Here is a 15974-nt window from a genome sequence, read left to right as displayed (position 1 = left end):
CAGGCAAAGAAGCAATAGGCATGTCTATTTTTCTTGTCGTACTAAGTGCTGTCTATTGCCTGATGACGTTTTTAAAACCGAAAGACAATTCGAGATTTGAAGTTGAAAATACCAATAAAGCAATATAGCAACACCTAATTTAAGGCTGCGCGTCAGCACCTTTAACACGCATCTTTAAAATGTTTCAACGCGTTTTAATCAAAAAAAGAAATAAGAAGGAAATTCTGTTTTTGCCTTGAAATAACACTTTAAGTGCACGTGGCGTAAGTTATACTAGGCCTGATTTTTCACGTTGCAAAGCAAAGCAACTATAATGGGGTAATCTCATACTCTGCCCCTTTAATCGTTGAAAACTGAATTATTCCATCCGTATTTTTTGTGGGTTGTATTTCTTTTCCACCCGAGAAGATCCTGATTGCATCTTTCACTTGGAACCTACATAAAGATCCGCTCCTAGAAATAATGCTCGCTTCTTTGAGCCTGTTTGCTTTCCAGCTTATTGACACCTCAAATCCACCTCTTGCACGTAAGCCTGAAACAAATCCTTCAGACCAAAATGCAGGTAACGCTGGTAACAAATTTAATACCCCAGTATGGCTTTGCAAAAGCATTTCAGTAACTACTGCGGTTGAGCCATAGGTGCCATCTAATTGAAAGGCGGAACCAAAAAAGTTTGGTTTCATTCCATATTTCAATTGGTATTGATGATGCTTATATGCTTCCTCTGCATCGCCTAGCCTTAAATACATCATACTAATCCAGACACTTTGCCAGCCACCAAAACTTTTACCGCCCAAATAACTTCCATAACTTTTATACCGATTTTTAGCTTCTTCCACTGCAGCATTTGGATTTCCGGCTAACCTTCTTTCAAGGGTTTTACGAGCTGCAGCAAACAAGGTTGGGGTGTTTACAGTAATTTGGCTAGCCGGAAATAAACCATACAGATGAGAGATATGCCGGTGACCTATTTCAGGCTCTTTATAATCTTCTACCCATTCCTGTATGCCACCTGTCCTTGGGCTTATCTTAACGGGTGCAATTTTACTTAATGCTGCCTCTAGTTCTGCCTTAAAAGAGGGATCAAATGATTGCCCGTTTTCCCTCAATTCATCAATAGTTTGCAGACAATTTGTAAACAGCTCTGTACAAATCTGCATGTCCATTGTAGCACCATAGGTGAATTGAAACTGTGTTCCATCCTCTTTTTCAAAAGCATTTTCAGGTGAGTGCGAAGGGTTAGTCACCAACTTACCGGCATTGGGCAAACCAGCAGGTATAGGCTTAAGAAAATCAAGATAAAACCGGGCGGCTCCCTTCATTAATGGATAGGCCCTGTTTTTCAAAAACAGTTTGTCGTGTGAAAAAAGGTAGTGATCGTAGGGATGATGGGCAAGCCAGCCACCTCCCATCGGCCATACGCCTACAACGCCATCTGCCGGAGCTGTTCTCCAAAAAACATCTGTTAGATGGTGGACAGCCCAGCCTCTTGCATTATACATCACCTTAGCAGTATGCTGACCGTACTTAGCAAGCGAATCCATCAGTGCAAATAAAGGCAGCGCACACTCCTGCAAATTCGCTGCTTCTGCTGCCATGTAGTTCATTTGCAGGTTAATATTCGTGTGATAATCTGAACTCCATGGTGGATTCATTTGCTGGTTCCATACACCCTGCAGGTTAGCAGGAAGATCACCTTTACGTGAAGATGCGATCAATAGGTAACGGCCATACTGAAATAACAACTCCGACAAGTACGGGTCTTCGTAACTCTTTTCCTTTACCCGCACCAGTCGCTGATCTTGCGGAAGTTCTAGCGGATGTTCTTTTTCAGAAAGATTGATTTTTACCCGGCCGTATAAAGACTGGTAGTCCTTTAGGTGTTCATTAAATAAATTCTGGACCGGCTTCGTAAGGGCTTCCCTTAATATTCTTTGACAAGTTGCATCAGGATCTTTGCCACCATAACTGGTAGCTGCAGATATATAGAGCACTACTTCGTTGGCGTCTTTAATCGACATTACTCCATCTTTATTTACAGATATTTTACCTGTAGATGTAACCCCTTTTATGCACGAAGCGAACTGCATCCCTACAGGCTTTCCCTGATCATCCTGCCTGTTTACTTTTCCCACCATTGAAATAGCATTTGCCTCTACGTTCGAAGCTGTAACCACTGCATCTCTTTCCCTAAGTAACCACAAATTCAGGTTTAGTGCTTTGGGCTTGCTGGAAGATATCCGCATAACTATGATATTAGCCGGATGTGATGCAAAGACTTCTCGTTTAAAAGTAACTCCCCGGTATGTGAAGTGTGTTACTGCGACAGAAGAGTCGAGGCTAAGCCACCTGCGATAATTGGAGTAAGCTGTATCAGAAGCAGGCGCAACATGTTCTATAAAAAAATCCCCTAAACTTTGATAAGGCTTAATCCTTACAGGAATACCCATCATAGTGCGGGAAGCGAGTTGTTCAGCAGAATCATTTTTCCCTGCAAACATTAATCGTTGCACTTCCGGTAGGGCTTTAGCACCTAAAGAATTTGCATCGTCATGGCGGAATCCATCCCACAGGCTCTTTTCATTCAGTTGTATCCGCTCCCGGAGCACACCACCAAATACCATTGCGCCCAATCGTGAGTTTCCAATAGGCAACGCCTCCATCCAACCTTTCTCTTCAAATTTAAAATCCTTCTTAAATTCATCGACGTCATAAGAAAAGACTTTCGGTTGATAAGCAGGTTTATCAAACCACAATACCATCGGCTTTTGTTGAGCATAAGCGTTGTTACTATATCCGGCAAACATTACTATTACGACGAAGACATGGACAACAGAACGACAGTTCCATAAATTAAAATCAGGTTTTGATAAACAGGTAAACTTCATATTAATAATATTGTTAGTGACCGTATCCTCCCGTTATTTGTAGGTGAAGGCATCATTTGGCGTGCGTTGGCCTCCTTGAAATCAAACTCGATTCGTTGGTTGTTTAACTTTGTTAAAATACTCTAATTTCCAGGAACTAGCTAAATGTGGGCTAAAAGTTCGATTTAAAATAATAATCTCCAGACCCAACTTCTATTACCGCATACCCATCTCTATAACCTGTCAATTTTAATCCCGTAACTCCGTTTATTGATTTGCCGTTTTCGGTTATGGTGGCATTTTCTTTGGAAGGAACCCAAACTTCTGCCGTGGTATTAGCTGGGATAGAAACCCGCAGAGTGAAGGTTTGGGCGTCTTTTTTCCAATCGCTAACAATGGAACCTCGGATCGAATGATAACTTCCTTTTGCCCATGTTAAGTCTCCCGCTGGTTGTGGTTTAATTTGTATTTTTTCAAAGCCGGGAGCGGCTGCATTGATACCTAATACAGAACGATAGAACCATTCACTGATCGAACCAAACATGGGATGGTTTAATGTAGTGGCGTTATCAGGTTTCTTCCACGACTCCCAAAGGGTTGTAGCGCCGTTCTCCAGCATGTGCCCCCAACCAGGAAAAGTTCTTTGATTAGCAACCCGGTAGGCAACATCATTTTGATTAGTACCGCGCATTAAATCAAACATCATTTTGGTCGTAAAAATGCCTGTTGACACGTGCCAGTTATGTCTTGCATATTCATCCATTAAAACTTTCATGCTGGCTTCTTTTTCCGGAGAAAAATTATAGCCTAAAGCAAATAACTGAGCGGACTGAGTTGCATTATCAAACCTGCCGGTCTTAGGAACAAGATATTTTCTTACGATCGCATCTTTGATCTTTTTTGACCATGAAGCGTATTTCAACGAATCGTCTTTTTTGCCTAAAATACCTGCAAACTCAGAAGCCAATAAAACATGGTGATAATAAAAAGCTGCCGCAGAAAAAGCTTCCGGCCTCGGATCCAATGCTTCATGGTCGCTTATATCCCAATGGAATAATCCATCGACTTCCTTCGATTTCAGAAAATCCATCTGCTTTTGTACTCCCGGATAATTTTCTTCAATGATGCGTTTATCTCCATAAAATTCATAGAGCTTTTTCTGCAGGAAAGGAAACGCCAGTTGCCAACCTAATGGCCCCGATTCTCCACCATATCCCCTGTCAGCTATTCCGGTGTAAGGAGCGATTTCAGTTATTCCGCCATCAGGTTGTTGTTCGTGTGCAAAATCCCTCACCGTCTTTCTATAAAAACTCGACATGTCAAAGTTGTACATGAAAGCTTCTGATGTGACTACAATATCAGCCCCGTAGCCCATTTTTTCCCGGCCGGGGCAATCGGATTGAACACTAAACACATTACTTAAAAAGGTCCACTTAATAGCTTCCTGTAACCTATTGAACATTTCATTTGAAGAAGCGAATGTGCCACTTTCAGGCATGTCAGAATTCATTCGAAGGCCTTCAATATCGGTAAGATTTGGCTTGCCTGGCCAGCCAGTAATTTCCACAAACCGAAAGCCATGAAACGTAAAGCGTGGTGCCCATTGTTCGATACCTTCACCTTTTAACGTGTAGATATCTTGTTGCCATGCAGTTTTAGGAGCGCCGGCACCGCCCTTTAAATTCCAGATCTCTTTGATGTGACCTGCGGTAGTAGTTAAGTAGTTTAAGCGGCCGGTAGGATGAATATCTTCTCCATAACGAAGGCTGACTTTTGACCCAGCTTTGCCTTTTACTTTAAGCCGTGCAACACCTGCAAAATTTTGCCCCATGTCAACGATAAAAGTATCCTTACCGACTTCAGTGATTTTTACAGGCTTCACCACTTTTGTAACCCGTATTGGCGGCGCCATTTGTGGTGTAAGTTCTCCTGAAGGGCCTTCGACTGTTACCGCATTTTTCCATCCTTTATCCGGTGCAGAGGTTGCTGACCAATTATTGCGTTCTAACCGGGCATCATAACGTTCTCCTAAATAAACATTGTTACGAACAACTGGTCCCGTTGCTGTTTGCCAGCTCTCGTTCGTTGCAATTGTTTCCTTAGAACCGTCAGTATACTTTACATGTATTTGAGCCTTCACACATGGCCGCCCTGTTTGTTGATGATTGCGAAGATTGAACCTGCCGAACAGGGTCAATGGCAAAGGATTGTACCAGCCATTTCCCAGCATAAAACCTATTACGTTAGAACCTTGCTTAAGCATTGATGTAATATCATGCGTCACGTATAGCACCTGCTTTTTGTAAGTTGTCCACCCCGGGTCTAGTACATGATCGCTGATCTTTTGCCCGTTCAAATAAGCTTCGTAGTAGCCCAGTCCTGATACATACAATCTTGCACTCGCTATTTTTTTATTTGCATCAAAAGCCTTCCTAAAAAGCGGCATAGGATCATCTCCATAAAAGTCCTCTGGCTTTTCAAACTGCTTCCTGTCGTCGGCAATCCATTTGGCCTGCCAATCATTGGCGTTTAGCATGGCTGTTTCAAACCACGCCGGCTCGCTCCATCCGGTTGCATTTCCATCCTGGTCAAAAACTCTTACACGCCAGCGATAGCGGGTAAACGGCTTGAGTGCTGCTCCCTTGTATTCTATATTTACGCTTTGAGAAGATTTTACTTTTCCACTCTTCCAAATGTTGCCTTTGGCCTGTTTTATATCAGCAACATTATCGCTTACCAAAACTTCGTACGCAGACTGCTTCTGATTACGCTGATCAGCATTCAGGGTCCAACTTAGCCGTGGGCTAAATACAGCTATACCTAAAGGATTTTGTACATATTCACAAGTAAGTCGGGCAGGTCTTAATGAAGGGGCTGCTGATACCAGCGATGTTAAAACGAGGAAAATCGAAATCAGATAAAAACGATGCGTCATATTGAGCAATGTTTAAGCGTCTTAAAAATTTTATTTCTAAATTTTTTTTTATCAGCCCATTAACTTCTCCCGCCATTCTTGTGTCACTCACTTGTACTCTTGTTTTTTTATTCAGCCTTGTCATCAGCTTTAGTTAATTTTCGAAATAACCCTGCAAAAGGGTCAATCTAAGTTATTCAGAAACCACCTCATAATACATCGTTTTGTATTTACTTCCGTCCAACATTACTTTTCGCTTCACTACCGGCACCATTTCACCGGTTCTGTTTCCAATATGATCGAGAACATAGACTTTTATGTTTTGACCAGCTTTCATATCCATCGTTACTTGTACCGGTTCCAACAATAAAGGCGCCTCTCCTACCTCAAGCAATTCCGTTTTGTCTGCATTATATTTCATGTTTGTGTTGCGTGCATGGGCAATTGTCGTTAACAGTATGCGTTTCGCATTGGCAAGCTGTTTTCCCTTCTCAAGGCTGGTCACTAAAATGACAGCAAACTTGTTTTGACAGTGCAAACGAACATCATTGAAATTTACAGGCGTTGAAGGTAAAAAGCCGATAACACCCTGTGTTCCTTTCGTGTTTATAGTGCAGTAACCTTTATCGCTATAATTCCACTCCAGCTGTCCTGTAGTTGATTTTATAGTCTTGCTTGTTGAAGCAGGCAGCTTATTTATAATAGCTTCCGACCCTTCTTTTTTATCATCAAAACTTAGAACTACTCTTCCTGCTGCAAGCGCCGCCAATGGCACTGCAGATTGCAGTCGTTTTACATCGGCCTCTTGTTCTACCTTTTCAAAAAAAGGAAGTTTTCCTTTACTTAATTCAGAAAATGAAATATTTCTACCCGCAATAACAGCTGCTTTCGTTACATCATTTCTATAGATCATCGCAGCTAAAGCCGGATACAATGCAAGTTGTGTGGGCGAGGTAACATTGTACACACCATGGCCGCTTTGTACGGTAGGTGTAAAATGAGAGTAATCCATAGCAAAAGCATATGACGCATCCCAACCTTGTAGTCCTAAACCGTAAGCTGCGACCAGCGGAGAACTTTCTGCGGTCCATTCTGTGGGTATCAGGCTCATCCATTCCGAAATGAAGAATGGCCGGTTTTTCACTTGTTGAAACCCGGTGCTTAATAATCCACTTCCAGGCACACTTACCATTGCAGCATTATTTACTTTTCCTTTTTGCATAGTATGACCTGTACCGCCGCCAAAGTAGTTATGGCGATCAATGATGCCAACATTATAATCTGCACGTAGATTTAGCAGGTGGGAAATCCCCGAACCAGCCTGCCAGCAACTTCCAACCAACAAACCTTTATAACCTGTACTTCTGATTGCCTTTTCAAACCTTGCATAAAACTTTGCCTGCTCTTCGTATAGGAACATTGCTTTGTCTGTAACATGTTGCGGTAAAGTTGTTTTCTCCTTTGAGGCTTTTTCGGATTCATGGCTGAAAAAGCCATGATTTGGTTTGGGATAAATGTTTTCGTTTGCTAGGCTTTCTCCTTGTGGTAAAACCCCTTGTCCCCACGCTGCTTCCAAAGCTTGCTGGCTCACGTACTTATTCTTTAACCATCGGGTAAACTTTCGACATAACAACGCACGATAAGTAGGTGTCTGCTTCAAAGTTTCTTCAATAGCAGACCAGAATATATTGTCTTCATTTTGAAATTCTATATACGCCAGTCCGGGGTCATCAGCGTAACGCAAACCTGTAACAGGATTTCTATGGTTAAGCATGTTAATGGTCAACTCAATATTTAGATCCTGGAGATCTTCGGCAAAGTTGACGATAGAGGCAGTTGAACCATTTATATGAGCCCAAGGAAAACGGGTATTGGCAACTTCATTGTAAGCCAATAAACGGCTGCTGTCTGCGTTGCGAACACGATGGCCATAAATATGCGACCATGAATAATAGATGCCTTTCTTCTTTAATTGCGAACAGAAATAATCGAAGTTCTTCCATTTGTCGTCTGTCAACTGGGTTGAATGAATACCATCTGTAACATCCCAGGTGAATTTATGAAAACGAACCGCATTGGGCAGGTGCATCGAGCCAATCTTTCATATTAATCCTTGACCTCGAGTAATCTGAAGTTGGTTTAAATTCAAACCAATCTTTTGTCTCGTTTTGTGAAAAACATGGCAAAAAGGCTGAAAGCAAAAACAAGAGTAATATGGCTTTTCTCATACTTATTCGACGGTAAAAATTTTTGGACGGATAGCCGTGTTTTTGATTGAATAAGGATCAGTGGTAGCCACCTCTAGTCCCCAATCATACAGCGTCTCAAACGATAAAGTTTTTGTCATATCCATTTGTGCGCAATCACTGTTACCGGGTCCCCACGACCACGCCAGCCAACTAATGTCTTTTTGCTGACTGTAGTGCAAGATGTACTTGTAAGGAATGCAGCACTTACACTTAACTTCCATCGGTGCGAACTCACCAATTACAAAAGGAATGTCTAGTTGAACGGAACGGTCGATAGCTGATTGTATACGGGTTCCCGCAATACCGGAATCCCAGATATGCCATGAGAAAAGTAAGTTGTGTTGGGGATCTTGCTGAAGTAAATACTTTGCATTAGCTAAAAGGTATTCTTCATTGCGTCCCCAGTTGGCGGCATCTATCATCAAAGGAATATTGATGCCGGCATCCCGCATTCTTTGTACAAGCGCTGCATATTTTTTACCAAACTCGTCCAACGTCACTTTACCATTACCTGCTTCATTAGCTATATTTAACAGGAGATATTTCTGATACTTACGAATCACTTTCTTTACATCCGGCCTTACCCAAAAATTGACACAACTATCAAGCATCTCCCATTTGCCGGTAGCGTCGTGTAGTTCTATAAGTGGGATCATTTTATTCTTGATGCAATTACCAATTAAGACATCCAGCTTATCGCCGTTGCCGCCCCAGCGCATCCACATGATCCGAACAACGTTAGCTCCTGTTTTTGCAATTTCCGGAAAGGATTTTTCACCTGTCTTATCTGACACTACATTCATGTTATTAATCCCTCTCAACACTACCCTTTCTCCGTCTGGTGAGTATAGAAAACGGCCTGAGACATAGAAGGTTTTTTTCTTTTTGTAAAGAGCGCCATCCTCGGCTTTCACATCAAGCGGATGTACAATGCTTATAATAATAAATAAAAACAGTAGTATTAACCTCATCCTAATGACAATTTTTATGACGCATTTCTAAATGTAATCTTCTTTACCAATCTTGGTTTAAACACAGATAAATTGTTGATTTTACTGCGACTGGTACAAGAGTGCGACGCAACGATGAACCACAATGTATCGCTGCATGGCTCATAAAAAAGCTTTTTCAGTAATCACCACTTTTGTTTTAAAAGGCATTTTTATCACTAATTTTCTTTATACAATGTAACTACGCTATTTGGCGGCAACAGAACAATATCGGTGGTGTTTACAGAACCGGCATCCTTTGTATCGTCATCAGCAGTGGTAACATACATTTTAAAATTTGCAGGAAGTGCGGCCCCTGATAATCTTACCGCTTTCGATGTTTCTTTGTTATCATTAATCAATACAACGGTCTTAGAATTTTGAGCTGTATTTTGAAATGCAAGCGCATAAACCTTGCTCTCTTCAGGAGCGGTAATATCGATGCGAACAGCGCCGGGTCGTATGTAACGATAAAAGTTTTTTGACACGTAATACCGCTTACTTTTTACACCTGCACTATTCATCAAAGAATAATCGTCGAGCGTAGTAGTACTAAGCGACCAGAAGAGCCAGGCTGAGACATTACCAAACCTGATAGCGGTGTACATGGCTTTGGCCAAAGCCATGGCGCCATAATAATCGTTTTTAAACCCGGATGTCTCTGTCATCCATAGCGGCTTATTGTGAACCGCTCCCCAATTGTACATGGTCTGCCATGTTTGTGCATTGGGCGAAGCAACAGTTACCCCGTTTAAGTCGTAACCATGAACAGCAACTATGGATGCATATTGACGGGCCTGAGCATCGTCTAATGTTGGCTTTACCATGCTTTCAACTCCCTGTAAAAAGCCTACATCTTCAGGCAGAAAAATTTTTGTTGCGATGCCTTCATCCCTAAATCTTTTGCCCACAACTTTTATTACATCCCGCAAGGCTGCTCCATCATGAACGCAGGATGCATAAAACTGGGAAAACCGTGGTTCGTTTTGCAGGCTTAAAGCATACACATCAAGCCCCGTTTCCCGTTTAATTATCCTGATATAAGCAACGCAGTATTCGGCAAACTCGTTGTACATATCTGTTTTAAGCTGGTTAGTGTTTGTAGTGGGACTTGTTGTATAACCAGGAGCAGAATTTTGATTTTGAGTGCCGTTGCCCACCTTGTTGTTGTGCTTCATCCAGGGAGCAGGACTCCAGATAGAAGCGATGAGTTTTTGCAATCCTGCTGCTTTCATCTTGCGCAGGTGATCGAGATGATCATTTAGGGTTTCATCATGACCTATATCGGTTGAGAGGTTGAATTTACTTAAGTCAGTGACAAAGGGATCGTTGTTGTCATTTACTATTTCAAAACTGGTTGGCACATTGTCCCGAAGAATGGTCAAACCGAGATCGTTAATAAGAGAATTTACATACTCATCGCTTGTAAAGGGACCGTTTGCCCAGTATTCTTTTTGACTTCCAAAGCCCCCGAAACCTTCGATGGTTTGAAAGGTTTTAGAGGCATCAACCGTTATAGTCGTTGTTCTTGTGCTAATGTTTATAGTCGTCTCTGCAGGTTTCGACTTGCCATCACTCACTGTTACTTTAACCGTGTAATCTCTGTCAGCAGGATAAGAAAAATTTTCTTTTGCAGTTCCTGATCTGGTAGTGCCTTCGCCAAAATCCCACGTATAAGTCAGGGGATCAAACTCCTGGTCGGTAGCTGTCGCAGTGAACCTGAAAGTAAAAGGATTTGCCTGGATGAGCTCGGCAGACAAGGTAACGTTGGGGCTACGGTTGTTACCGCTGGCCTCATCTCCTTTCTTCGAGCATGCAAATAGCAGAACGAAAAAAATAACACAGTATCTGTTGGAGATCATTTTATATCTATTTATTATACCCTGCAGAAATATGAAAGCTGCTATTAAAGTGATTAAAATGGAATGATTCAATTAAGAACTCTTACTGGTCACTATTACCATTTTACATCCTCAGTATAAAAAAAGCTCCTTTTGGGGGAGCTCCTTTTCAGTCTTTCAATCATTTTAATTATTAGTAACCTGGATTTTGTTTTAAGTTATTATTCAAATCCAATTCACGCTGAGGTATAGGCTTCAGAAGATTTCTTACATTCCAGTTATTATTTGCGGGAGTTCTGCCAAAGTTAATATCAGTCTTAATATTAATTAATCCAGCCCTGTGCCATCTTACCAGGTCATTGTAACGATGCCCTTCAAATGCTAATTCAACCCGTCTCTCCTGCATCAGGAATTTAAACATTTGGTCTTTTGAAGCAGTTGCAGGTCTGTCTGCTAAAATGTTACCGGTTGGATCAGCCCGTCTTCTTACCCTGTTGATTAATGCTGCTGCACCGGCTAGATCCATAGTAGGTCCAAGTATTTTACACTCGGCTGACATTAGAAGTATATCCGCATAGCGTAGCACTCGCTCGTTATTTACACCCATGTTAGGTTGGCCGTTAATTTCATTTCCGGTCTTATCGCCTAAAACATATTTTGAAGGTGTAGAACCAGTTACAGACCAGGCAGCTTTAAAAATTGGGGTAGCGGTTGAAGGGAAAGGGTCGCCTTCTCTAAAAATGGTTTGAACCCGACGTGGATCGTTAGGTTCAAAAGCATCCTGTAACGGTTTAACCGCATGCATAAACCCATAACCAACTGCATTTGCACCATCCGCACATATTCCTTGCTCACAAGCGGCTCGCCACATGATATATCTTCCTGTGCCAGATCCGCCGCCATCCTCATTAGGAAACCAGTTGTTACCCCTGCCCAACGCAAATTGAATTTCGAACAATGACTCACTATTATTTTCTGTGGCTAAAGCAAAATTATCAGCAAAATTTGGCCTTAAATTATACCTGTTAGAAGAAATGATGCTTGTAAATTCTGCATCGGCAGCAGTATATAAAGCAGGCTTATTTTCCCATTGTGCACGGTATAGTAATACTCGTCCCAGCAAGCCACTTGCTGACCCACTGGTAGCCCTGCCTGTATTGGCACTATTCCAGGTTGCAGGAAGGTTTTGCTTGGCGAAAGTGAGATCTGCGACAATCAAATCCCATATTTCACCTGGTTGAGAATTTGGCAACCGGGTTTGATCAACAGATTTAACAGTACTCGTTACTAAAGGCGGGGTTCCCCAGTTTACAGCAAGAACAAAGTTGAAGTAGGCCCTCATGAATTTTGCTTCCGCCTCGAACCGAACTTTCTTTGAAACGTCAGCAAATTTTTCAGCTTTTGGCAATTGCTCTAAAATGACATTTGCCCTTTGTACGCCTTTATAAGACGTCTGCCACATAGAGGTAAAATTACCATTTCCAGGGAGCCAGTTAAAATCCTCAATATCATCGTTTCCATTACTGCGAACAGTAACGTCATCATCTGGCCACAATACTGGCTGATACCATCCATTTCCCATCTGATCAAAATAATAAGTCAGCAAAGTTGCGTAAGGAGATAACGAAGCAGCTTCAAAATCACCTTCGGTTTGGTAGAAGGTCTGCTCCGTCAATTCTCCCAATGGCTTTAGATCTAATTGTCTTTTACACATTGTAAAAATCAGTGTAAAAAACAATAATGAACTTGAGGCTATTAATAGTTTTTTCATGTATGAAAGTGTTTAAAAAATATAGGTTTTATTAGAAATTAAAATTAAGACCTGCCTGAAAAGTTCTTGGTTGAGGTGTACTACCGACATCTGTACCGGCATTTGTTTGGGTTGAAACATTACCAAACGTTATCACTTCCGGATCTAGACCAGTGTACTTTGTAATGGTAAACAGATTTGTTCCTCCTACATAAATCCTTGCACTTCTGAATGCCTTGGTTTTCGATAAAAATCCTTCTGGCAAAGAATAACCAATCTGAATATTCTTCAATCTGAAAAAGCCTGCATTTTCAACCCAGCGACTTGAAAAACGGTTATTATTGTAAGGATCGCCGGCAATAGCCCTTGGCATCGTATTGCTTGTGCCTTCACCTTTCCACCTGTTTTCAGTTGTAGCTAACTGATTTCTGCCCGGGCCACCTAAACCTTCCATATTTTGTCTCAATTGATTGTAAACCTGAATACCACTAACACCCTGGAAAAGAACAGCCAGATCAAAACCTTTATAATTAGCTGAGAGATTAACTCCATAGAAAAAATCCGGGATCGTTTTACCAAGGAAAGTTCTGTCAGCCGGTGTTATCCTTCCATCGGCAGAGTCTTTAAACTGTTTACCATTAGGTGTACCTGGCAAAGGAGCATTATTGTCCTGGAAAATAATATCACCGGGTCTTGGTTTGTTACTTGTTCCTGCTACTTCATCTGGTAGTGCGCTACTAGCCTGGGCTGCATTTTGGTAAATACCTAAAGCCTTATAACCATAAAAATAACCAATAGGATAACCAACAGCGGTTCTGTAATTACCTGAAGAATACTCTTCAACACCTGGCGCAAGTGAAACCAGCTTATTTTTTACCGTCGTTAGATTAGCGCTGATATTAAAATTGAGATCTTTTGCAATTCTTGTATTGTACCCTATTTCAAACTCAAATCCCTTGTTTTCAACCTTTCCAACGTTGACATCAGTTCCACTGAAGCCGCTTGTAAAAGGTACAGGCAAACCATAAAGAAAATCTATAGTATTTCTTTTATAGTAGGTAGTAAGGAAATTTATTTTATTATTAAATAAAGATGCATCGAATCCAAAATCTGTCGATTCCACAGTTTCCCACCCGATTTCTGCATTTGGTAAAGATGCAGGAGTTGGAGCCTGGGCTGGAACATTGTTAAGGGGATATTGAGGCTCAAATCTGACTCTGGATATATAAGCAAAACTGGAAGTATTTGCATTTCCCAGCCGGCCCCAGCTTCCTCTTAACTTTAAATCAGAAATAATTCCTTTCTTAAAGAAATCTTCTTCACTAATTCTCCATGCTGCTGATACGGCAGGAAATGTACCAAACCTTTTTTCAGGAGCAAACCTGGAAGTTCCGTCTCTTCTTACAGTTGCAGTCAACAAATATTTTTCTTTATAATTATAACTCAACCTTCCAAAATAGCTTGCATAAGCTTCATTATATAATCCTGAACCTGGAGGATCAAATTGACCATTGTTTCCTCTTCCGTTTGAAACACGTTGATAAAAGGCGGGGTCCGTGCTTTGAAAGTTAACACCCATGTAAGACAAATTATTACCCCTGATTTTTTGATATTCAATACCCCCTATCAGGTTAAAAGCGTTTTCACCAATATTTCTTTCATAATTTAATGTATTCGTAAAAACCTGCGTATACCCCTGGCTTCGATTATCTGAATAATTGTTTACTTCTCTCCCATACCCGATTTCCTTATCGGTAAAGCCGGGTTGCCAGGTTGTATTTCTGCCAAAACCAAGATCAATAGAAGCAGCAGATCTATATTTTAAGCCTGTAAGAAGCTCAAGTTCAGCATACAAGCCTCCTAATAATCTATAATTATTATCAGTATTTTTTACAATTTCGTTAAGGGCCAGTTGGTTTCCAATCGTAAAACCGGCGACATTCGAATTTCCATTATAACCATACCTGTTGCCTGGTATTCTATTTTGGTCGTCGTAGATTTTAAAGAATGGAGGCATACTTAGGTTGTTGGCATACAGAAAACCGTCTCCGCCACCATTCATACCTCTTTTAACCTCCTGGAAAGACAATGCCAGGGTTTGACCGATTTTAAAACGGCTTCCGACTTTATAATCAGAATTAGCACGTACTGAATAACGTCCCAAATTCCAGTTTTTTGTGACTGCTTCCTGTTTAAAATACCCCACTGATAAGAAATAGTTAGCATTTTCTGTACCGCCTGAGACACCCACATTATAATTGACAACGGGGGCGTTTTTATTTATAGTAGCTTCCTGCCAGTCGGTATTAATACCGGTTACGCTATTAGGTGTACCAGCGATTAGATCAGGATGTAAAACCTGGTATCCGCTTTGTCCGGGAGTTAAGTTATCCTGCTTGTTGCGGTTATCCAAAGCCTCCTGTGCAAGAGCTATATACTGCTGTGTATTGTTTGCTCTCAACTTCTTTGGAAATTGCTGGATGCCGTAGTAAGCATCAAATGAAACTCTTGGCTTACCTGACTTGCCTCTTTTTGTTGTTATCAACACAACACCATTTGCTGCTCTCATACCATATATTGCTGCAGAAGAGGCATCTTTAAGAACAGATATGTTTTCAATATCGTTTGGATTAAGGGTGGCAAGCGGGTTAGTATTTGTTCCCCCTGTGTTTCCAACAGGTATTCCGTCAATTACAAATAGAGGCTGTGTGTTGCCTACTGTTCCGACACCTCTTACTCTAACGGCGACAGGTGAACCGGGAGAACCATCTGCGTTAGTAATTTGAACACCTGATACCCTTCCCTGCATAGCTGCATCTGCACTTGCAACGGGCAGTTTCTGTAAGTCTTTTGCACCTACCGTACTAATAGATTCTGTCAATAGCTTACGGCTTTTTTGACCGTAACCAATTACTACCACTTCGGTTAACTGAGCAGTTTGACGAGCTAGTGTTACATCAACAGGTCCGGCTCCTCTTACAGAAATTTCCTGAGTGCCGTAACCTAATGCGCTAATTACTAAGACATCGTTTATGGTAGCATTGATACGAAAGTTTCCTGCAGCATCTGTCACTACCCCTCTTTTTGTTCCCTTAACTATCACTGACACTCTCGAAACACCTTCGTTCGCACTGTCAACCACCCGGCCTGTAACCACATTTTGGGCTAAAATGGCGGTGCTACAAAAAATAAAAAGAATAAGAATTGAAAGATGCCTGGACCAAAAGTAATCTTGGGTTAATTTTCGACTCATTGCAATCGTTTTAATTAGAGTGATTTTTTAAAATGAATTTGATAACACCTATGGTAATTCTTAAAGGAAAATTATGGAAATAACAGGATTAGGCATCCTTTACTATCCTTA

The 15974-nt window shown here is 41.3% G+C and carries 7 protein-coding genes; all 7 read right to left on the bottom strand.

The window, feature by feature from the left end; translation table 11 throughout:
- Positions 1-308: 308 nt before the first annotated feature.
- Complete coding sequence (locus SAE01_RS22225) at positions 309-2888, bottom strand: glycoside hydrolase family 95 protein (protein ID WP_147206035.1); 2580 nt, start codon at positions 2886-2888, stop codon at positions 309-311.
- A gap of 151 nt (positions 2889-3039) precedes the next feature.
- Complete coding sequence (locus SAE01_RS22220) at positions 3040-5802, bottom strand: family 78 glycoside hydrolase catalytic domain (RefSeq protein WP_147206034.1); 2763 nt, start codon at positions 5800-5802, stop codon at positions 3040-3042.
- A gap of 172 nt (positions 5803-5974) precedes the next feature.
- Positions 5975-7870, bottom strand: a complete 1896-nt coding sequence (locus tag SAE01_RS22215) for a hypothetical protein (protein ID WP_147206033.1) — start codon at positions 7868-7870, stop codon at positions 5975-5977.
- Positions 7871-8011: 141 nt separating this feature from the next.
- Positions 8012-9001 carry a cellulase family glycosylhydrolase gene (locus SAE01_RS22210; RefSeq protein WP_147206032.1) on the bottom strand — a complete coding sequence of 330 codons (990 nt, stop codon included), beginning with the start codon at positions 8999-9001 and terminating at the stop codon, positions 8012-8014.
- A 197-nt stretch (positions 9002-9198) separates the two neighbouring features.
- Entirely contained in the window at positions 9199-10881 is a 1683-nt protein-coding gene (locus tag SAE01_RS22205) for a PKD domain-containing protein (RefSeq protein ID WP_147206031.1), read from the bottom strand.
- A gap of 172 nt (positions 10882-11053) precedes the next feature.
- Positions 11054-12631 (bottom strand): RagB/SusD family nutrient uptake outer membrane protein, encoded by a 1578-nt coding sequence (locus SAE01_RS22200; RefSeq protein ID WP_147206030.1) that lies wholly within the window; start codon positions 12629-12631, stop codon positions 11054-11056.
- A 31-nt stretch (positions 12632-12662) separates the two neighbouring features.
- Positions 12663-15863 (bottom strand): SusC/RagA family TonB-linked outer membrane protein, encoded by a 3201-nt coding sequence (locus SAE01_RS22195; RefSeq protein WP_147206029.1) that lies wholly within the window; start codon positions 15861-15863, stop codon positions 12663-12665.
- Positions 15864-15974 lie beyond the last annotated feature (111 nt).

The sequence above is a fragment of the Segetibacter aerophilus genome, from assembly GCF_007991655.1.
Lineage (GTDB): Bacteria > Bacteroidota > Bacteroidia > Chitinophagales > Chitinophagaceae > Segetibacter > Segetibacter aerophilus.
This window is presented reverse-complemented; position numbering and strand designations above follow the sequence as displayed.

Coding starts and splice junctions, on each gene's coding strand:
- SAE01_RS22225 (WP_147206035.1), bottom strand. CDS start 2,888: ATGAAGTTTACCTGTTTATCAAAACCTGATTTTAATTTATGGAACTGT.
- SAE01_RS22220 (WP_147206034.1), bottom strand. CDS start 5,802: ATGACGCATCGTTTTTATCTGATTTCGATTTTCCTCGTTTTAACATCG.
- SAE01_RS22215 (WP_147206033.1), bottom strand. CDS start 7,870: ATGCACCTGCCCAATGCGGTTCGTTTTCATAAATTCACCTGGGATGTT.
- SAE01_RS22210 (WP_147206032.1), bottom strand. CDS start 9,001: ATGAGGTTAATACTACTGTTTTTATTTATTATTATAAGCATTGTACAT.
- SAE01_RS22205 (WP_147206031.1), bottom strand. CDS start 10,881: ATGATCTCCAACAGATACTGTGTTATTTTTTTCGTTCTGCTATTTGCA.
- SAE01_RS22200 (WP_147206030.1), bottom strand. CDS start 12,631: ATGAAAAAACTATTAATAGCCTCAAGTTCATTATTGTTTTTTACACTG.
- SAE01_RS22195 (WP_147206029.1), bottom strand. CDS start 15,863: ATGAGTCGAAAATTAACCCAAGATTACTTTTGGTCCAGGCATCTTTCA.